Annotated in this window: 19 protein-coding genes; 11 read left to right on the top strand and 8 right to left on the bottom strand. The window is 74.3% G+C overall.

What is annotated here, in order from left to right; genetic code table 11:
* Nucleotides 1-15 precede the first annotated feature (15 nt).
* The 3 genes from AB0K80_RS10670 to AB0K80_RS10660 all read right to left on the bottom strand — a co-directional run bounded on the left by AB0K80_RS10670 (nt 16) and on the right by AB0K80_RS10660 (nt 3,585).
* Entirely contained in the window at nt 16-1,014 is a 999-nt protein-coding gene (locus AB0K80_RS10670) for an inorganic phosphate transporter (RefSeq protein ID WP_365667985.1), read from the bottom strand.
* Between the two features lie 127 nt (nt 1,015-1,141).
* Nucleotides 1,142-1,786: a dihydrofolate reductase family protein gene (locus tag AB0K80_RS10665; protein ID WP_365667983.1), complete on the bottom strand. Its 645-nt coding sequence runs from the start codon at nt 1,784-1,786 to the stop codon at nt 1,142-1,144.
* Between the two features lie 137 nt (nt 1,787-1,923).
* Nucleotides 1,924-3,585: an FAD-dependent monooxygenase gene (locus AB0K80_RS10660; protein ID WP_365667981.1), complete on the bottom strand. Its 1,662-nt coding sequence runs from the start codon at nt 3,583-3,585 to the stop codon at nt 1,924-1,926.
* Nucleotides 3,586-3,838: 253 nt separating this feature from the next.
* On the opposite strand from AB0K80_RS10660, the gene AB0K80_RS10655 reads away from it, so the two are divergent.
* Genes AB0K80_RS10655 through AB0K80_RS10625 form a run of 7 tightly spaced genes read left to right on the top strand, consistent with a single transcriptional unit; the run spans nt 3,839 to nt 9,163 of the window.
* A complete protein-coding gene (locus tag AB0K80_RS10655; protein ID WP_365667979.1) occupies nt 3,839-5,023 on the top strand; it encodes a SchA/CurD-like domain-containing protein in 1,185 nt (394 codons plus the stop codon).
* Nucleotides 5,024-5,061: 38 nt separating this feature from the next.
* A complete protein-coding gene (locus AB0K80_RS10650) occupies nt 5,062-5,487 on the top strand; it encodes a cupin domain-containing protein (protein WP_365667977.1) in 426 nt (141 codons plus the stop codon).
* Entirely contained in the window at nt 5,484-6,752 is a 1,269-nt protein-coding gene (locus AB0K80_RS10645; protein ID WP_365667975.1) for a beta-ketoacyl-[acyl-carrier-protein] synthase family protein, read from the top strand. Before AB0K80_RS10650 ends, AB0K80_RS10645 begins: the two co-directional genes overlap by 4 nt.
* The gene (locus tag AB0K80_RS10640) at nt 6,749-7,990 is read left to right on the top strand and encodes a ketosynthase chain-length factor (protein WP_365667973.1); all 1,242 of its coding nucleotides are present in this window, start codon (nt 6,749-6,751) and stop codon (nt 7,988-7,990) included. Before AB0K80_RS10645 ends, AB0K80_RS10640 begins: the two co-directional genes overlap by 4 nt.
* 38 nt (nt 7,991-8,028) lie before the next feature.
* Complete coding sequence (locus tag AB0K80_RS10635) at nt 8,029-8,307, top strand: acyl carrier protein (protein WP_365667971.1); 279 nt, start codon at nt 8,029-8,031, stop codon at nt 8,305-8,307.
* Between the two features lie 5 nt (nt 8,308-8,312).
* Nucleotides 8,313-8,792 carry an SRPBCC family protein gene (locus AB0K80_RS10630; RefSeq protein ID WP_365667969.1) on the top strand — a complete coding sequence of 160 codons (480 nt, stop codon included), beginning with the start codon at nt 8,313-8,315 and terminating at the stop codon, nt 8,790-8,792.
* A 38-nt stretch (nt 8,793-8,830) separates the two neighbouring features.
* Complete coding sequence (locus AB0K80_RS10625; RefSeq protein WP_365667967.1) at nt 8,831-9,163, top strand: TcmI family type II polyketide cyclase; 333 nt, start codon at nt 8,831-8,833, stop codon at nt 9,161-9,163.
* Nucleotides 9,164-9,258: 95 nt separating this feature from the next.
* Here the strand turns inward: AB0K80_RS10625 and AB0K80_RS10620 are convergent, their stop codons facing one another.
* On the bottom strand, nt 9,259-9,717 hold the full coding sequence (locus AB0K80_RS10620; RefSeq protein WP_365667965.1) for a TIGR03618 family F420-dependent PPOX class oxidoreductase: 459 nt from the start codon (nt 9,715-9,717) through the stop codon (nt 9,259-9,261).
* A 16-nt stretch (nt 9,718-9,733) separates the two neighbouring features.
* On the opposite strand from AB0K80_RS10620, the gene AB0K80_RS10615 reads away from it, so the two are divergent.
* Both AB0K80_RS10615 and AB0K80_RS10610 read left to right on the top strand, forming a co-directional pair.
* Entirely contained in the window at nt 9,734-10,570 is an 837-nt protein-coding gene (locus tag AB0K80_RS10615; protein ID WP_365667963.1) for a hypothetical protein, read from the top strand.
* Nucleotides 10,554-11,189, top strand: coding sequence for a Fic family protein (locus AB0K80_RS10610; RefSeq protein WP_365667962.1), 636 nt, complete (start codon nt 10,554-10,556; stop codon nt 11,187-11,189). The genes AB0K80_RS10615 and AB0K80_RS10610 overlap by 17 nt, the downstream gene beginning before the upstream one ends.
* A gap of 67 nt (nt 11,190-11,256) precedes the next feature.
* Here AB0K80_RS10610 and AB0K80_RS10605 read toward each other — a convergent pair whose 3' ends face one another.
* Complete coding sequence (locus AB0K80_RS10605) at nt 11,257-13,197, bottom strand: hypothetical protein (RefSeq protein WP_365667961.1); 1,941 nt, start codon at nt 13,195-13,197, stop codon at nt 11,257-11,259.
* 324 nt (nt 13,198-13,521) lie between these two features.
* Here AB0K80_RS10605 and AB0K80_RS10600 point away from each other — a divergent pair, with 324 nt between their 5' ends.
* Complete coding sequence (locus AB0K80_RS10600; RefSeq protein WP_365667960.1) at nt 13,522-13,884, top strand: DUF1304 domain-containing protein; 363 nt, start codon at nt 13,522-13,524, stop codon at nt 13,882-13,884.
* A 33-nt stretch (nt 13,885-13,917) separates the two neighbouring features.
* On the opposite strand, the gene AB0K80_RS10595 is transcribed toward AB0K80_RS10600, so the two are convergent.
* Nucleotides 13,918-14,334: a DUF5994 family protein gene (locus AB0K80_RS10595; RefSeq protein WP_365667958.1), complete on the bottom strand. Its 417-nt coding sequence runs from the start codon at nt 14,332-14,334 to the stop codon at nt 13,918-13,920.
* Nucleotides 14,335-14,603: 269 nt separating this feature from the next.
* Between AB0K80_RS10595 and AB0K80_RS10590 the strand changes: the two genes are divergently transcribed.
* The gene (locus AB0K80_RS10590; protein ID WP_365667956.1) at nt 14,604-14,975 is read left to right on the top strand and encodes a DUF6479 family protein; all 372 of its coding nucleotides are present in this window, start codon (nt 14,604-14,606) and stop codon (nt 14,973-14,975) included.
* Nucleotides 14,976-15,054: 79 nt separating this feature from the next.
* On the opposite strand, the gene grpE is transcribed toward AB0K80_RS10590, so the two are convergent.
* Together grpE and AB0K80_RS10580 are read right to left on the bottom strand one after the other, a co-directional pair.
* The gene (gene grpE, locus AB0K80_RS10585; protein WP_365667954.1) at nt 15,055-15,522 is read right to left on the bottom strand and encodes a nucleotide exchange factor GrpE; all 468 of its coding nucleotides are present in this window, start codon (nt 15,520-15,522) and stop codon (nt 15,055-15,057) included.
* A partial coding sequence (locus tag AB0K80_RS10580) for an Hsp70 family protein (RefSeq protein WP_365667952.1) occupies nt 15,522-16,718 on the bottom strand: 1,197 nt, incomplete at its 5' end. The genes grpE and AB0K80_RS10580, both read right to left, overlap by 1 nt.

Here is a 16,718-nt window from a genome sequence, read left to right as displayed (position 1 = left end):
GCCTCCGGCTGGGGTTCACAGGCCGGTGACGGCGTGCAGGATCAGGTAGAGGGCGGCGGCGGGCAGCCCGGCTCCGGGGAACGTGAGGAACCACGCCGTGACGATGGAGCGGGCCACCTGCCAGCGCACCGCCGAGACGCGCCGGGTCGCCCCGGCGCCCAGGATGGCCGCGGTGATGGTCTGGGTGGTGGAGATCGGGGCCTTGACGACGAACGCGGTGGTGTAGAGCACGGCCGCTGCGGCGCTCTCGGCGGCGAAGCCGCGCGGCGGGTCGAGGTGGACGATGCGCCGGCCGAGCGTGGTGATGATGCGCCGCCCGCCGGTGTACGTCCCGGCGGCCATCGCCGCGGCCACCACCGCCACCACCCACACGGGCACCGAGAAGTCGTCCTGCCAGCCGGCCGTGACCAGCGCGAGCACGATCACGCCCATCGTCTTCTGCGCGTCCTGCAGCCCGTGGCCCAGGCCCATCGCGGCGGCGGAGACGGTCTGCGCCATCCGGAAACCCTGGGTGGTGGGGCGGGGCCTGGCCCGCCGGAACACCCACAGGATGATCGTGTGCAGCAGGTAGCCGAGCGCCACCCCGATCAGCGGGGACGCCAGCATCGGCAGGACGACCTTGTCCAGGATGCCGTCCCAGTGCACGGTCGCCGACGCGGCCAGCGCGGCACCGACCAGCCCGCCGATCAGAGCGTGCGAGGAGGACGTCGGCAGCCCCTTCCACCAGGTGAAGACGTTCCAGGCGATGGCGCCGAGCAGCGCGCACATCACCAGCAGCAGCCCGGACAGGTCCTCGGGCGCGCCGATGATGCCGCTGCCGACGGTCTTGGCGACCTCGGTGCCCAGGAACGCGCCGAGGAAGTTCATCACCGCCGCCATCGCCAGGGCGATCCGCGGGGTCAGGGCCCGGGTGGAGATGGAGGTGGCGATCGCGTTGGCGGCGTCGTGGAAGCCGTTGGTGAAGTCGAACGCCAGCCCCACGACGATGATCAGCAGCACCAGAGTGAGCTCCATGGCCGGATCACCTTTCACCCGCGCACGCCGCCGCTGTCCCACCCCGTTCCCATCTTGCCGTGCAGGCCCCGCACGGGCCCGGCGGCCGCGCCCGCCGGCCCGGCCCGGACTCGGGCCGGGCCTCGCGTCACTTCCGCCACAAGAGGTGGTGCGTCACGCCGCTCGGGCTGGGCACGACCTCCAGGTGGAACCGGTCCAGCAGCTCGTCGGGGGACTCCCACAGCCGCAGTCCGTCCCCGAGCCGCACCGGCGAGACCGCCACGTGCAGGGTGTCGACGAGGCCGGCATCGAGGAACTGCCGGATGGTGGTGACCCCGCCGCCGAGTCGGACGTCCTTGCCCCGCGCCGCTTCCCGCGCCTGTTCCAGGACCGCCGCCGGGTCGCCGCCGACGAAGTGGAACGTGGTGTCGGACAGCGTGAACGACGGACGCTCGTGGTGGGTCATGACGAACACCGGGGTGTGGAACGGGGGCTCCTCACCCCACCAGCCGCGCCACTCGTGGTCCTGCCAGGGCCCGCGCTGGGGCCCGAACTTGTTGCGGCCCATGATCTCCGCACCGATGTCGCGTGCGAAGTCCCGGGTGAAGTAGTCGTCAAGGCCCCGGCTGCCCCCGCCGTCCGTGCGCAGGGGCCAGCTCGCCGTGGCCCCGGCCCAGGCGAACAGCCTCTCGGGACGGTCGAGGCCGAACGGGCGCTCGAGACTCTGGTGCTCACCGGCACCGATTCCGTCACTCGAGACGTTGAAGTTCATCACTCTCAGCAGTTGGCCCACGGGTCACCTCGTCAGATCCGGTCGCGTCACGGTGCGGCGAGGTGCCGCACACCAGGGCGTCGAACGGGGCGTGGCCGGATCGACAAGCGGCCCGCGACTTTTTCCGGCCCGGCCCGCGGGCGGCGGGCCGGGGACGCTCAGTGCAGGGACAGCACCGTCGTCAGGACGTGCCGCAGCGTGGCTTCGGTCTCCTCCGGCGGGACGGGCTCGGTGGCGCGCCAGGCGACGAAGCCGTCGGGGCGGACCAGGACCGCGCCGCCGGGCGGTGTGCCGTGCCGGGCCGCCCAGTTGGTGTCGCCCTCGCAGACCAGGTCGGCGCCGGGCGAGGTGCCCACCCGGTACGACGTCAGCGGCACGGACAGCTGTTCGGTCAGGCGGGTGGCGGCCTCGTGCCAGGTGGCGTCACCGTCGGCGTCGCTGAGCAGCACGGGCGTACGTTCGTACAGGTCGAGGGTGGAGACGCGGTCGCCGGCGCGCCGCACCCACAGGTGGGGCGCCCTGCTGCCGGGCTCGCCGGTCAGGGTCAGGGTGTCCGGGACGACCGGGGTGGCGGGGTCGGCGCCGAGGACCGCGCCCTGCGGGTAGCGGTAGCCGAGGGCCACGTTGAGGATGCCGCTGCGGGGGCCGCCGCCCATGCCGGGCGGCGGGGCGAAGCCCGGGTGGCTGTGCTCGACGGAGCGGGCGGCGGCCCGGGCGCTGGTCGCCTCAGCCACCGGGCGGCGCTCGGCGTCGTAGGTGTCCAGCAGCTCGTCCCCCGCCCAGCCGCCGAGCACCGCGGCCAGCTTCCAGGCCAGGTTGTGCGCGTCCTGGATGCCGGTGTTGGAGCCGAACGCCCCGGTGGGCGACATCTCGTGCGCCGAGTCCCCGGCCAGGAACACCCGCCCGGCCCGGTACTGGCGGGCCACGCGCTGGGCGGCGTGCCAGGGGGCCCGGCCGGTGATCTCCACGTCCAGGTCCGGCACGCCGACCGCCCGGCGGATGTGGTCCACGCACCGCTCGTCGGTGAACTCCTCCAGCGTCTCGCCGCGCTCCGGGTGCCAGGGGGCGTGGAAGACCCACTGCTCGCGGTTGTCCACCGGCAGCAGCGCGCCGTCGGCGCCCGGGCTGGTCAGGTAGCAGACGATGAACCGCCGCTCGCCCACCACACCGGCCAGGCCCCGGGAGCGGAAGGTGACGCTGATGTTCGAGAACAGCTCGCCGGGACCGCTCTGGCCGATGCCGAGCTGCTCCCGGACGGGACTGCGCGGGCCGTCGGCCGCGACGAGGTAGTCGGCGCGGATGGTGGTGTGCTCGCCCGTCTCACGGCTCTTGGCGATCGCCGTGACACCGCCGGTGTCGGTCTCGAACGACATCAGCTCGGTGGAGAACCGCAGATCGCCGCCCAGCTGCACGGCGTGGTCGAGCAGGACCGGTTCCAGGTCGTTCTGGCTGCACAGGCACCAGGAGGCCGGGCTGAAGCGGGCCAGTCCGCCGCCCGGGTCGATCTCCCTGAACAGCCACTCGCCCGCGTCGCCCACCAGGGTGGGGGTCTGCAGGATGCCGTGGTTGCCGGCCAGGGTGGCCGCGGCCTGCCGGATCCCCGGCTCGACCCCGGCCACCCGGTACAGCTCCATCGTGCGGACGTTGTTGCCGCGCCCCCGCGGGTGGCGGGAGGTGCCCGAGTGCCGCTCCAGCAAGGTGTGCGGGACGCCGAGCCGGCCGAGGAACACGGACGTCGACAGGCCCACCAGCGAGCCTCCGACGACGAGGACCGGGACCCGGTGGACGGTGCCGTCCTTCTGATCGGCTCGTGCGTTCATCTCTCTCCTCCAGCGCGTCGTCTCCGCCGTCCGGGCCGGTGCCGGACGGGCCGTCGGGGCCGGTACCGGCCGGGGTCATGCATGCCCCGCCCGAGACCGGCGCGCCGCCGGGCGGCGCACACTTCACCCGCTTAACCCGCTGCGTTCGCGCACCGCCGCACCACACCCGACGATCGTGCTCACGGGCCGACGTGCCCCGTCACCCGACGCGACGCTCGCTTCGCCGTCGTTCCCCGAGGAAGAGGTGTGCCGCATGACGGTCTCCCCCGCCGAGTCGACTGAGTCGGCTGTCCCGCACCACGACCCCACGGTCGAGTCGACGGTCCCGCACCGCGACCCCGCGGTCTCGCTCACCGCGTTCGACGGGTCCCGGCTGCGGGTCGTGCTGATGCTGGACATCCGCGACGGCACCCAGCAGGAGTTCCTGGAGGCCTACGAGCGGATGCGCGACCGGGTCGCCTCCGTCCCCGGGCACATCAGCGACCAGCTGTGCCAGTCGCTGGAGAACCCCACCCAGTGGCTCATCACCAGTGAGTGGGAGAGCGCCCTGCCGTTCCTCTCCTGGGTCAACAGCGAGGAGCACCTGGAGACGGTCAAGCCGATGGAGGACTGCGTCCGCGACACCCGCTCGATGCGGTACTCCGTGATGCGGGAGACCTTCAGCCGCCGCACCCCGGCGGCCGGGGACGGACCGCAGCCGGCGCCCCGGGTCGGCGGCAACGTGGTCCGGCACGCCATCACCTTCACCGTCCGGCCCGGCAGCGAGCCCGAGGTCGCGCGGATCCTGTCCGACTACGCCTCCCCCGAAGCGCGCGTGGACGCCACCACCCGGCTGCTGCGCACCTCGCTGTTCCTGCACGGCAACCGGGTCGTGCGGGCCGTCGAGGTGCACGGCGACCTGCAGGCCGCGCTGCGGCACGTCGCCCGGCAGCCCGAGGTGCGTGCCGTGGAGGAGGCCATCAACCCCTATCTGGAGCAGGACCGGGACCTGACCAACCCGCAGTCGGCCCGGCTGTTCTTCACCCGGGCCGCACTGCCCGCCGTCCACCACGTCACAGCGGGTCAGGACGCTGCCGGGGTCCAGCGGCTGGCGCTGTTCTACCCGGCCCGCCCCGGCTCCGGCCAGGCGCTCGCCCGGCTGCTGGCCGGGCAGGACCAGGCCGCCGCCGGCGTCCCCGGCAGCCCCCTGGTGGCCTGCACCGTCTTCCACCGGGACGACCTCGTGGTACGGCTCGTCGACACCACCGCCGATCCGGAGCTCGCGCCCGGCCCCGTCCTGGCCCTGCCCACCCCAGAGGCCCTGGCCGAGGCCGGACGGCTGCTGGACACCGCGGCCCTCGGCCTCGACGGGCCCCCGGCGGGCGACCGGGACCTGCCGCGGCTCCTCGCGCGGGCCCGGATGCGGCCCCTCACCGACCGCCGGGCGCCGGCCTCCTGACGCCCCGCCCCATCCCCCCACCTCAGGGAGTGACCGACATGGCAGAACAGCAGGCACGCATCGTCGACTTCGACGACATCGCGCCCAACCGACGGCGCGGCGGTGACGTCCGGGCCCTGCTCACGCCCACGACCGCGGGATCGACCAGTGGGTTCATGGGACTGGCCGTCGTCCGGCCCGGGGAGCGCATCGGCGAGCACTACCACCCGTACTCCGAGGAGTTCGTGCTCGTCACCGAGGGCGTCTTCGAGGTGGACCTGGACGGCGAGCCGCATCCGCTGCGTCCCGGGCAGGGCCTGTTCATCCCGAAGAACGTCCGGCACCGCTTCCGCAACACCGGTGACGCCGAGGCCCGCCTCGTCTTCCATCTGGGGCCGCTGGCGCCCCGGCCGGAACTCGGGCACGTCGACACCGAGGAGACCGGCGACGCGCGGGAGACCGCATCGGCCAGGGCGGTGTCATGACCCGGCGGGTCGTCGTCAGCGGCATAGGCGTGGTCGCCCCTGGCGGCATCGGCACAGCGGCGTTCTGGGACCTGCTGGCCGCCGGCCGCACGGCCACCCGCCGGATCTCCCTCTTCGACCCGGCGGGCCTGCGCTCCCAGATCGCCGCGGAGTGCGACTTCGACCCGGCCGCGCACGGCCTGGCCCCCGAGACCGTCGCACGCTGCGACCGGTACGTGCAGTTCGCCCTGGTCGCCGCCGCCGAGGCGGTCCGCGACGCGGGCCTGGACACGGCCGCCGAGAACCCCTGGCGGATGGGGGCCGTGCTCGGCACCGCGGTCGGCGGCACGACCCGCCTGGAACACGACTACGTCCTGGTCAGCGAGCGCGGCTCGCGGTGGGACGTGGACGACAGGCGGGCCGGCCCGCACCTGCACCGCGCCTTCACCCCGGCGACGCTGTCCTCCGCCGTGGCGGAGGAGTTCGGGGCGCGCGGCCCGGTGCAGACCGTCTCCACCGGCTGCACCTCCGGGCTGGACGCGGTGGGTTACGCCTACCACGCCATAGCCGAGGGCCGCGCCGACGTCGTCCTCGCGGGGGCCTCCGACTCGCCGATCTCCCCGATCACCATGGCGTGCTTCGACGCCATCAAGGCGACCTCCCCGAACAACGACGACCCGGCGCACGCCTCCCGCCCCTTCGACGCGCACCGCGACGGCTTCGTGATGGGCGAGGGCGGCGCGGTGCTGGTCCTGGAGGACGCGGAGCACGCCCGGGCCCGCGGCGCGGACGTCTACTGCGAGATAGGCGGCTACGCCACCTTCGGCAACGCCCACCACATGACCGGACTCACCCGGGAGGGCGTGGAGATGGCCCGGGCCATCGACACCGCCCTGGACATGGCCCGCCTGGACCCCACGGCCGTCGACTATGTCAACGCCCACGGCTCGGGCACCCAGCAGAACGACCGGCACGAGACGGCGGCGGTGAAGCGGTCGCTGGGCGACCACGCGTACCGCACCCCGATGAGCTCGATCAAGTCGATGGTGGGTCACTCGCTCGGCGCGATCGGCTCCATCGAGGTCGTCGCGTGCGTCCTCGCCCTGGCGCACCAGGTGGTGCCGCCCACCGCCAACTACGAGACACCGGACCCCGAGTGCGACCTGGACTACGTGCCGCGCGTGGCCCGCGAGCGGGAGCTGCGCAGTGTGCTGTCGGTGGGCAGCGGCTTCGGCGGCTTCCAGTCCGCGGTCGTCCTGACGGGGCCGGGAAGGAGGCTGCGATGAGCGAGCCGAGACGCGCGGTGGTCACCGGCCTCGGTGTGGTGGCACCGCACGGCACCGAGGCGGAGACCTTCTGGAAGCGGACCGCGGACGGCACCAGCAGCCTCGCCCCGATCGACCGGGAGGGCTGCGACCATCTCCCGCTGAAGGTCGCGGGCCAGGTGCGCGGCTTCGACGCGGACGGCCTGATCGAGCAGACGTACCTCGTCCAGACCGACCGCTTCACGCACTTCGCGCTGGCGGCGGCCCAACGGGCCCTGGACGACGCCCGGCTGGCGCGCGCCGACATCGACTCGCCGTTCTCGGTGGGCGTGGTGACGGCGGCCGGGTCGGGCGGCGGCGAGTTCGGCCAGCGCGAGCTGCAGAAGCTGTGGGGGCAGGGCTCGAAGTACGTCGGCCCCTACCAGTCGATCGCCTGGTTCTACGCGGCGAGCACCGGCCAGATCTCCATCCGGGGCGGTTTCAAGGGCCCCTGCGGGGTGGTGACCGCCGACGAGGCGGGCGGCCTGGACGCCCTGGCGCATGCCGCCGGGTGCGTACGCCGGGGTACGGACGCGGTCGTGACCGGCGCGACGGAGGCCCCGCTGGCGCCGTACTCGATGGTCTGCCAGCTGGGCTACCCGGAGCTGAGCCCGAGCGGCGACCCGGAGCGCGCCTACCGGCCCTTCACCTCCGCCGCCTGCGGGTTCGTGCCCGCCGAGGGCGGGGTGATGTTCGTGCTGGAGGAGGAGCGCTCGGCCCGGGAGCGCGGCGCCGACGCCCGGGCGACGATCGCCGGCCACGCGGCCACCTTCACGGGCGCCTCCCGCTGGGAGGAGTCCCGGGAGGGCCTGGCCCACGCGATCCGCGGCGCGCTCGACCAGGCCGGCTGCCGGCCCGAGGAGATCGACGTCGTCTTCGCCGACGCCCTGGGCGTCCCGGAGGCCGACCGGGCCGAAGCCCTGGCCCTGGCCGACGCCCTCGGCCCGCACGCCCGGCGGGTTCCCGTCACCGCGCCCAAGACGGGCCTCGGCCGCGCGTTCTGCGCGGCCGCCGTCCTGGACGTGGCGACGGCCGTGCTCGCCATGGAACACGACCTCGTTCCGCCGACCCCCAACGTCCTCGACGTCTGCCACGACCTGGACCTGGTCGTCGGCCGGGCCCGCCCCGCCGAGCCCCGCACGGCCCTGGTCCTCAGCCGCGGCCTGATGGGGTCCAACGCGGCGCTGGTGCTGCGCAAGGGCGCGGCGCCGACCCCGTGAGCACCTGTGAACACCTCTGCGCAGAAGGAGTACCGCACATGACCGACATGACCGAACGCGTGACCCACCAGGTGACCTACGAGGACCTGGCCGCCCTGATGAAGCGCACCGCCGGCGTCCACGTCGAGCCGGCCGACCTGGAGGCGAGGGCCGCCGAGGGCTTCGACTCCTTCGGTCTGGACTCCCTGGGCCTGCTCGGCATCGTCGCCGAACTGGAGAAGCGGTACGGTGCGGGCCTGCCCGAGCAGGTGGAGCGCTGCAAGACCCCAGAGGCGTTCCTGGCCATGGTCAACGACGCGCTCGCGACGGGGGTGTGACGGGCATGGCCGGACACACCGAGAACGAGATCACCATCGCCGCCCCCTTCGACCTGGTCTGGGAGATGACCAACGACGTCGAGAACTGGCCGCGGCTGTTCAGCGAGTACGCCTCCGCCGAGATCCTGGAGCGGGACGGCGACCGCGTCACCTTCCGGCTCACCATGCACCCCGACGCGGAGGGCCGGGTGTGGAGCTGGGTCTCCGAGCGCACCGCCGACCGCGCGGCCCGCACGGTCGAGGCCCACCGCGTGGAGACCGGCCCCTTCCAGTACATGAACATCCACTGGTCGTACGACGAGACGCCCGAGGGGGTGCGGATGCGCTGGGTGCAGGACTTCGCGATGAAGCCCGACGCCCCCGTCGACGACGCCGGCATGACCGACCTCATCAACCGCAACTCCCGCACCCAGCTGGCCCTCATCCGGGACCGCATCGAGCAGGCGGCGGGCGAACACCGCACGGCCGCGGTGCTGGCCGACTGAGCCGACGAGACGACCCCGACCCGAAGAAGGGCACCGCCATGCACCACACGCTGATCGTCGCCCGGATGCAGCCCGGGGCGGCCCCGGACATCGCGAAGGTGTTCGCCGAGTCCGACCGCGGCGAACTTCCCCACCTCGTGGGCGTCACCCGCCGCCGCCTGTTCGAGTTCGGCGACGTGTACCTCCACCTCATCGAGAGCGAGCAGGACCCGTCCCCCGCCATCGCCCGCCTGACGGACCACCCGGAGTTCCGCGACGTCAGCGAACGCCTCTCGGCGTACGTCTCGGCGTACGACCCGCAGACCTGGCGGAGCCCGAAGGACGCGATGGCGCACTGCTTCTACCAGTGGGACCGGGACACGGCGCGCTGACCGCGGACGGAACACCCCCGGGCCGCCGGCCCGGGGGTTCCGCATGCCCGCTCGTCCGAGGTGCCGCTTACGACGTGCGCGCCGGCGCGTCGCCCCTAGCCGTCGATGTCCAACGCCGTCCCGTACAGCCGCTCCGCCCTCAGCCGGATGACGAGTCGGCGCTCGGCGACCAGCTGCTCGAGGAACGCGTCTTCGTCCTCCGGCTGCGCGGCCGCCGGGATCATCGCGAGCAGTTCCCGCCCGACCGCGTCACCGGGAACCGTCGTGACCTCGGAAGCCTCCGCCGGGCCCTCGGCGACGGCGAACGACCAGACGTCGTCACCCCGCACGTGCAATGCCGCGCGCGGGTTGCGCTGCAGGTGCCTGACCTTGATGCGGTCGGCCGTGGTGGACAGTCTCACGACGCGGGCCTCGGGGTCCCAGCTGTAGAGCATGGTGGTCAGGTGCGGATGGCCGCTTCGCTTGACCGTGGCGAGGGTCCCGAACTGCTGCCTGGCGAGCAGATCGGAGAGGGCTTCGTCGGACAGGGAGCGGGGCGCTGGTCCTTGAGTCATGCTGTGATCAACTCCCGTGCCCTTCCCGGCATTCCACCCGGCGTTCGCCGGCGGGGTGCGGGACCTCACTGGCCGCCCCCTCACGAGTCTGGAGTGCGTCACGTCCGCCGAGCAGCCCGAGCAGCATCCCTACCGCCGTCTGACCTGGGACGAAGCCGATCCGGACCGCCATCCCTTCCTCTGGGACGCGGACGAGGCGGCGCAGGTCACCTCCGTCATCGAGCAGTGGGTGCCCGGCCCGGCGGACGACGACGACCCCTGGTGGCCGCGGTGGCGGTTCACCAAGCAGGTGACCGCCTTCTACGTCGAGCGGTACGGACGGTGGGCCCAGGACTGGGACTGGAGCGCCGGGGAGGGCGGTGCCGGGGGCGGTGTGGTCGGCAGCTGGTGCTGCCCCTCGCACTCGGTGACCACACCCGACGAGACCGCCGCCCGGGCCGTGGCGGCCCTGCTGGAGTGGCGGGGCTGGCTGGAGGAACTCGCCGAGAAGTTCCAGCGGTTGGCGCCTGATCGCGATGCGGCTCCCGACGAGCGCAGCTGGCATCTGGAGCGGGCCGCGGTGCGGCTGGTGACCCTGGTGGTGGACCGTACGGGCGCGGAGTCCGGCTGGTACGGGCTGTGCACGTTGGTGCTGGAGTGGTTCCTCACCTCGCACGGGCTGGACAGCGCTGCCGCCCGGGCCGCGGTGGCCGACGCCGTCGGCGGGCGGTTCGCCAGCTGGACCCGGCCCGGACAGAGGCTGGTCGACTCGGTCGGCGAGGACCTGGCCACCGGGGTGACCGGGTGTCCGCCGTACCGGGAACCTCCCGAGGAGCACACCGCTTTCGAGGAGTGGCATGAGCGCCGCCGGTGAGAGCGACGCGCTGGCCGTGTGGTGCGGGGTGCGGCGGCGGGTGGACTGGGCGGGCCTCGGCGCGGCGGACCTCGGCTCTCCCGTCGTACCGGCGGTGGACGGCTTCACGGCGTGGTGCGAGGGGCCGGTCCGGCGGCGGGACCCCGTGCGGGCCGAGCGGCTGCTGTCCGCCTACGCGCGGGCCCGGGCGGATGCCGCCCGGGGCGTGCCGCTGACGTACGCCGTGCTCGCCGGGTGGCAGCGGGCGGTGCTCGGGGCCGGCCGGGTGGCGTTCCGCAGGGGGGACGCGTACGCGAAGGGCGGGCGGGAGCGGTACGGGCTGACGCCGCGCACCGAGGCCGACTTCGCCCGCTGTCTGGCCGACAGCGCGCAGGCCGGGGTGCCGCTCGCCGCCCGGGCCGCCCGGACGTACCTGGACGTCGCCTTCTTCCACCCCTTCGACGACGGCAACGCCCGCGCCGCCCTGCTCGCCCTCACCTTCGTCCTGGCCCGCGAGGGTGTCGCCCTGGACGAGGTCGGCCCGCTGCAGACCACCCGTTACGCGGACGACCCGGAGGGGGCCGCCGACCTCGCCGTCCTGGTGGCGGTGCTGGCCCGGGCGGCCCGTCGCCGGGCCTGAGCCGGGCGGGAACGGCGACTGCCCGCACCCGGTGACCGGGTGCGGGCAGCGATGTGCTGATGACCCGTCAGTCGCCCGTCTCCGTACGGGACTTCATGCGGCGCGCGACCAGGACAGCTGCCAGGCCCGCCACCGTGAGGGCCGCCGCACCGGTCGTCAGCGGGCCCGTCCCGGCCGCTCCGGTGGAGGCGAGGCTGCCGCCGCCGAGCTGGGTCGAGGTGCCGCCGCCCGTGCCGCCGCCCGCCGTGCCGCCGGCCGTGCCGGTGCTCGGCGAGGGGATCGGCTCGACCGAGGAGGTCGGCTTCGGCCCGGGAGAGCCGCCGTCCGGCTCCGACGTCACCGTGAGGAAGAGCAGCTCCCAGTCGTCACCGGCGGAGGCGTAGACCACGTACTCGCCCTCGGCCTCGCCGGCGATCAGCTCGGGCGCCGTCGCCGTGCCCTCGGCGTCGGTCTCCACGCGCACGGTCTTCTCACCGCCCTCGAAACGCGGGCCGCCGCCGTTGAGGTCGAGCAGCTCGAAGGTGACGGGGGTGCCCACCGCGGGCACGTCCGGGTGGGTCACCTGCACCGTCAGCCGGTCCGGGAAGGACTGGCCCGGGGCCACCACCTGCCCGTCGCCCTCGACGATGGTCACGTCGTACAGCGCCTCGCCCACCTCGGCGGTGAAGGTCGTCGACGCGTCCCCGACGGACGCCCGGACCGTGAAGGTGCCGTCCTTCGCCCCCGCCACGCGCGGGGAGACGGCGCGGCCCTGCGCGTCGGTCGTCACGACCGCCGTGCGCTGCGCGCGGTCGCCGAAGTGCACGCCGAGAGCGTCCGGGTCGTCGATGGTGTAGGTCACGGAGGCGTGCGCGACCGGCTTGCCGTCCTTGTCGCGGGCCTGGATCCCGAACGGCACGAGCTCGTCGTAGGAGGGGGCGACCTGGCCGGCGCCGGAGACCTGGGTCAGTTCGGCGACCGCCGGGGTGTCCCACTGCAGCACGATCCGGCCCGGGCCGCCGGGGGCGCCGGCGCCGCCCGCCGCCACGCCCGAGCGGGCCTGGTCACCGGGGGCCCAGAACGGGTCCGTCTTCTCCGGGGGCTTGGCACCGGTGCCGGCGACGAGCCGGGCGCCGGTGACCCGGTCCGGGTCGGCGTAGCTGGAGCCGCCGCCCCCGCCGCCGGTGGTGCCCTGGTCGGCGCCGGGACCGGAAACGGCGCCCGCGCTGCCGGTCGGGCCCTTGCCGGTGTCCACGGCGGAACCGGTGCCGCCGCTGCCCGTGGTGCCCTTGCCGGTGGTGGCCGGGGCCGAACCGGCGCCTCCGCCGCCGCCCGCGTAGCCGGCCCCACCGCCGCCGCCACCGTCCCGGCCCGTACCGCCGTCGCCGCCCGCGCCGCCGGCGGTGTGGTCGGCGCCCGCGGCGCCGTTGCCGGTGCCCGCGCCGCCCTTCGCGCCCGTCGCGCCCTTGCCGCCGCGGTCCGGCTCCGAGCCGTCCTGGCCGTCGGTGCCGCCGGCGGCGCCGCCCTGGCCGTGGCCGGCCCGGTCGCCGCCCGCGCCGCCACCGCCACCGGCGATGACCAGGGGCGTGCCGGTGCCGGTGCGCACGCCGCTGCTGTTGCCGCCGCGCGCGGCGGTGCCGGTGCCGCCCTTGCCGCCGCGGGCGTCACCAAAGTCCGGGCCGCCGACGGTGACCGTCAGCTTCTCCCCCGCGGTGACGCCGAGGGTGCCGGCGACGAACCCGCCCGCACCGCCGGAGGCCGTCCTGGTGCCGGTGCCGCCCTCGCCCCAGGCCCGTACGTCCAGTTTCGTGACGCCGGACGGCACCTCGAAGTGCTGCGCGCCGCTCGCCGGATCGAACAGCCGGCAGCCCTCGAAACCCTTGGCCGGCGTGCACGCCGTCCCGTCGGGCGCGGGCGCCGCGCCGGCCGCGCCCGTCGCGGCCGGAGCCGCCGCCAGCAGACCACCGCCGCCCAGCGCGACGAGGGTCAGCGCGGCGGCACCGCGCCGGAACCGGCCGCGGCGCGGCATGGCAGAACCCTGATGCATCAGTCGAAACCCCCCACCCCGGCAGCTCCCCCTCAGGAGCCACTGATCATGCCCGCGTCAGCTTACTGACACATCCTCACCTAGGTGAGTCATTTGTTCGAGAAAGGGCTCTCTGGTGGGCACGCGCCGAGACGGAAAGGCCGGCCCGGACTCCCGAGCGGCACACGGGGGGACGCGACGGCCCGGCCCGGCCTTCCCTCTGGCCGCACTCTCGCACGGCGGACGGCCGGCCGCCGCCGCTGCGCCCCCGAACGGGCGACTCCCCCCGTGACAGCGGGCCCGCGACGGCTGGGTGATGATGTGCGCATGTCTGCCGTCGCCACGCTCGCGGTGCTGGCCCTCGCCGCGCTGCACGCCTACATCCTGGTCCTGGAGATGTTCCTGTGGACCACCCCCCGGGCCCGTGCCGCGTTCGGCACTACCGCCGAGTTCGCGGCCGGAACCCGGACGCTGGCCGCCAACCAGGGCCTCTACAACGGCTTCCTGGCCGCCGGGCTGGTGTGGGGCGCGGTGGCCGCCGACCCGGTCGGGTTCCAGGTGTCGGTGTTCTTCCTGGTGTGCGTGGCGGTGGCCGGGGTCTACGGCGCCGCCACCTCCAGCCGGAAGATCCTCTTCGTGCAGACCGTCCCGGCCCTTTCCGCCCTCGCCCTGGTGCTGCTCGCGCACTGACCCGGCGGCCGGCCAGGTGCCGCCGGGCGGGCGCTACGTCCCCTGCCCCACGGCCCCTTCCATGAGCCGCCCGGCCTCCGCCTGCGTCGCGCCCGGCGGCACCACCAGCAGGTCCCAGCGGCCGCAGCCCGGCGCGAGCAGGCACACGGTGGGGGGCGCCTTCGGCGAGGGAGTGCGCCGTACCCGCACCGGCTGACCGGCGACGACCATGCGCTCCGGGCACGCGGGCCAGCCGTCCCCGTTGATCCGGACGCTGCTGATCCGCCCCCAGGCGCGCGGCAGCACGCCCAGTAAGCCGGGCAGTTCGGCGGCCAGGTCGTACGACCGGGGCCACCACGCCCCGTCGATACGGCGGGCCGTGCGGCCGCCGTGCGGCGGCACGGCGAGGAGCAGCCGGACTGCGGACGGGGCGGACGGCTGAGGGCGCGGGGGTGTCGGGGCGGACGTCATCGGGGCTCCTGGGCAGGGAAGAAGGGGCCGAGAAGGTGGCGGAGCCGCGAGCCCGGTGTGCGTGGGGGTGTCCTGGTGCGCGGAGGGGTCCGCACGAGGGCGAGACCGGTTCGGCCACCGGTTGCGGCATACCCGCGCCCGGGCCCCCGCACCCCTGCCCGGCCGGGGCACAACGGCTGACGCGCCGCCTCCACGGATCTCCGCCGGGCCGGGCAGGTTACCCGGGCAAACAAGGAGCTTCTTCGCATTCCTGGGGCGATAATCGGACCATGAGTACGGCAATGCATCTGCTGGCCGCGTCTTCCGATCACGCGCTCGCCGTGACCATGGCCTTCATCGGCGGGCTGGTCATCGCCGGCGCGCTGATCTGGGCCGTACGCGTCGGCATGCGCGTCATGGACACGGACACGCACCACCCGGCTCCCGAGGAACAGCCGCACCTCCCGGAGGGCGGCCCGGTCTTCGAGATCCAGGAGATGCGGGAGCCCGACGAGGTGCCGGTCGCCGCGAGCGACAACGAACGGCTCCTGCCCCACGAACTCCACCGCGCCTGGACGAAGACCGGCCAGGACCAGCACCGGCGCCGCTGGTCGCCCGGATCCAGCGGCTCCTTCGGCAGCGGGGGCCTCGGCCACGTGTGAGCCGGCGGGGGCCGGGGGCGGTGGCAGTCGCCGCTGCCCGGCCGCCCCAGGCCCGGGGCGCGGCAGGAGGGCCCCGCCTTCAGCCCGCCGCGCGGTCCCCGGACCCCGACTGCGGCGGCCCGGTGACCTCGACCTGGGCCGGGCGCAGCAGCCGGTCGCCCAGCCGGTAGCCGGGGCGCAGGACCGCCGTGCACAGCAGCCGGTCGGCGTCCGGGGAGACGTGGTGGGTGAGCGCCTCGTGGCAGGTGGGGTCGAAGGCGTCGCCCTCCTCCCCGAACGACCGCACGCCCAGCGAGCCCAGCTGGGTGGCCAGCGTGTCGGCGATGTCCTTCAGCCCCGGCGTCAGCGGCTCGTGCGCGCAGGCACGGTCCACCGCGTCCAGGACCGGCAGCAGCGCCGTGACCACGTTGGCCACCGCGATCTCCCGCACGGCCAGCCGGTCCCGCCGCACCCGCTTGCGGTAGTTGTCGTACTCGGCCTTCACCCGCTGCAGGTCGGCGGTGCGCTCCTCCAGCAGCTCGCTGGGCTCCGGGTGCTGGCGTTCCATCAGCCGGCCTCCGACTTGTCGTCGTCGACGATCTCGGCGTCCACCACGCCCTCGTCGTCGGACCCGGCCTTGGCGGAGGCGCCGGGCTCCGAGGCGGACGCGGACGGCTGGGCCTGCTCGTACATCGACTGGCCCATCTTCTGGCTGACCGTGGCGAGTTTCTCGACGGCCGCGCGCAGTTCGGCGGTGTCGGCCTGCCGCTCCAGCTGCTGCTTCAGCTCGCCGACGGCCGACTCGACCTCCGCCTTCACCTCCGACGGGATCCGCTCGCCGTTCTCCCGGAGGAACTTCTCGGTCTGGTAGACGAGCTGCTCGCCCTGGTTGCGGGTCTCGGCGGCCTCCCGGCGCCTGCGGTCCTCCTCGGCGTGCTGCTCGGCCTCGCGGACCATGCGGTCGATGGCGTCCTTGGGCAGCGCGGAGCCGCCGGTGACGGTCATCTTCTGCTCGCGGCCGGTGGCGAGGTCCTTCGCGGAGACGTGCATGATGCCGTTGGCGTCGATGTCGAACGCCACCTCGATCTGCGGCACCCCGCGCGGCGCCGGGGGCAGGCCGGTCAGCTCGAACATGCCGAGCTTCTTGTTGTACGCGGCGATCTCCCGTTCGCCCTGGTAGACCTGGATCTGCACCGACGGCTGGTTGTCCTCCGCCGTGGTGAAGATCTCCGAGCGGCGGGTCGGGATCGTGGTGTTGCGCTCGATGAGCCTGGTCATGATGCCGCCCTTGGTCTCGATGCCGAGGGACAGCGGGGTGACGTCCAGCAGCAGGACGTCCTTGACCTCGCCGCGCAGCACACCCGCCTGGAGGGCGGCGCCGACGGCCACGACCTCGTCGGGGTTTACGCCCTTGTGCGGGTCCTTGCCGGTGAGGTCGCGGACCAGCTCGGTGACCGCGGGCATCCGGGTCGAGCCGCCGACCAGCACCACGTGGTCGATGTCGGACACCTTGATGCCGGCGTCCTTGACCGCCTGGTGGAAGGGCCCCTTGCAGCGCTCCAGCAGGTCGCTCGTCAGCTGCTGGAACTGGGCGCGGGTGAGCTTCTCGTCCAGGTGCAGCGGCCCCTCGGCGGAAGCCGTGATGTACGGCAGGTTGATCGACGTCTCGGTCGAGGACGACAGCTCGATCTTGGCCTTCTCGGCGGCCTCCCGCAGCCGCTGCACGGCCATCTTGTCCTTGCCGAGGTCGACGCCGTAGGTGTT

Source organism: Streptomyces sp. NPDC052682 (assembly GCF_040678435.1).
Lineage (GTDB): Bacteria > Actinomycetota > Actinomycetes > Streptomycetales > Streptomycetaceae > Streptomyces.
The sequence above is the reverse complement of the archived record's forward strand: the minus strand, read 5'-3'. Positions and strand labels throughout refer to the sequence as shown.

Excerpts from the sequence above, each read along its gene's own strand:
- AB0K80_RS10670 (WP_365667985.1), bottom strand. The coding sequence starts at position 1,014 with ATGGAGCTCACTCTGGTGCTGCTGATCATCGTCGTGGGGCTGGCGTTC.
- AB0K80_RS10660 (WP_365667981.1), bottom strand. The coding sequence starts at position 3,585 with ATGAACGCACGAGCCGATCAGAAGGACGGCACCGTCCACCGGGTCCCG.
- AB0K80_RS10655 (WP_365667979.1), top strand. The coding sequence starts at position 3,839 with ATGACGGTCTCCCCCGCCGAGTCGACTGAGTCGGCTGTCCCGCACCAC.
- AB0K80_RS10650 (WP_365667977.1), top strand. The coding sequence starts at position 5,062 with ATGGCAGAACAGCAGGCACGCATCGTCGACTTCGACGACATCGCGCCC.
- AB0K80_RS10645 (WP_365667975.1), top strand. The coding sequence starts at position 5,484 with ATGACCCGGCGGGTCGTCGTCAGCGGCATAGGCGTGGTCGCCCCTGGC.
- AB0K80_RS10640 (WP_365667973.1), top strand. The coding sequence starts at position 6,749 with ATGAGCGAGCCGAGACGCGCGGTGGTCACCGGCCTCGGTGTGGTGGCA.
- AB0K80_RS10635 (WP_365667971.1), top strand. The coding sequence starts at position 8,029 with ATGACCGACATGACCGAACGCGTGACCCACCAGGTGACCTACGAGGAC.
- AB0K80_RS10630 (WP_365667969.1), top strand. The coding sequence starts at position 8,313 with ATGGCCGGACACACCGAGAACGAGATCACCATCGCCGCCCCCTTCGAC.
- AB0K80_RS10625 (WP_365667967.1), top strand. The coding sequence starts at position 8,831 with ATGCACCACACGCTGATCGTCGCCCGGATGCAGCCCGGGGCGGCCCCG.
- AB0K80_RS10620 (WP_365667965.1), bottom strand. The coding sequence starts at position 9,717 with ATGACTCAAGGACCAGCGCCCCGCTCCCTGTCCGACGAAGCCCTCTCC.
- AB0K80_RS10610 (WP_365667962.1), top strand. The coding sequence starts at position 10,554 with ATGAGCGCCGCCGGTGAGAGCGACGCGCTGGCCGTGTGGTGCGGGGTG.
- AB0K80_RS10605 (WP_365667961.1), bottom strand. The coding sequence starts at position 13,197 with ATGCCGCGCCGCGGCCGGTTCCGGCGCGGTGCCGCCGCGCTGACCCTC.
- AB0K80_RS10600 (WP_365667960.1), top strand. The coding sequence starts at position 13,522 with ATGTCTGCCGTCGCCACGCTCGCGGTGCTGGCCCTCGCCGCGCTGCAC.
- AB0K80_RS10595 (WP_365667958.1), bottom strand. The coding sequence starts at position 14,334 with ATGACGTCCGCCCCGACACCCCCGCGCCCTCAGCCGTCCGCCCCGTCC.
- AB0K80_RS10590 (WP_365667956.1), top strand. The coding sequence starts at position 14,604 with ATGAGTACGGCAATGCATCTGCTGGCCGCGTCTTCCGATCACGCGCTC.
- grpE (WP_365667954.1), bottom strand. The coding sequence starts at position 15,522 with ATGGAACGCCAGCACCCGGAGCCCAGCGAGCTGCTGGAGGAGCGCACC.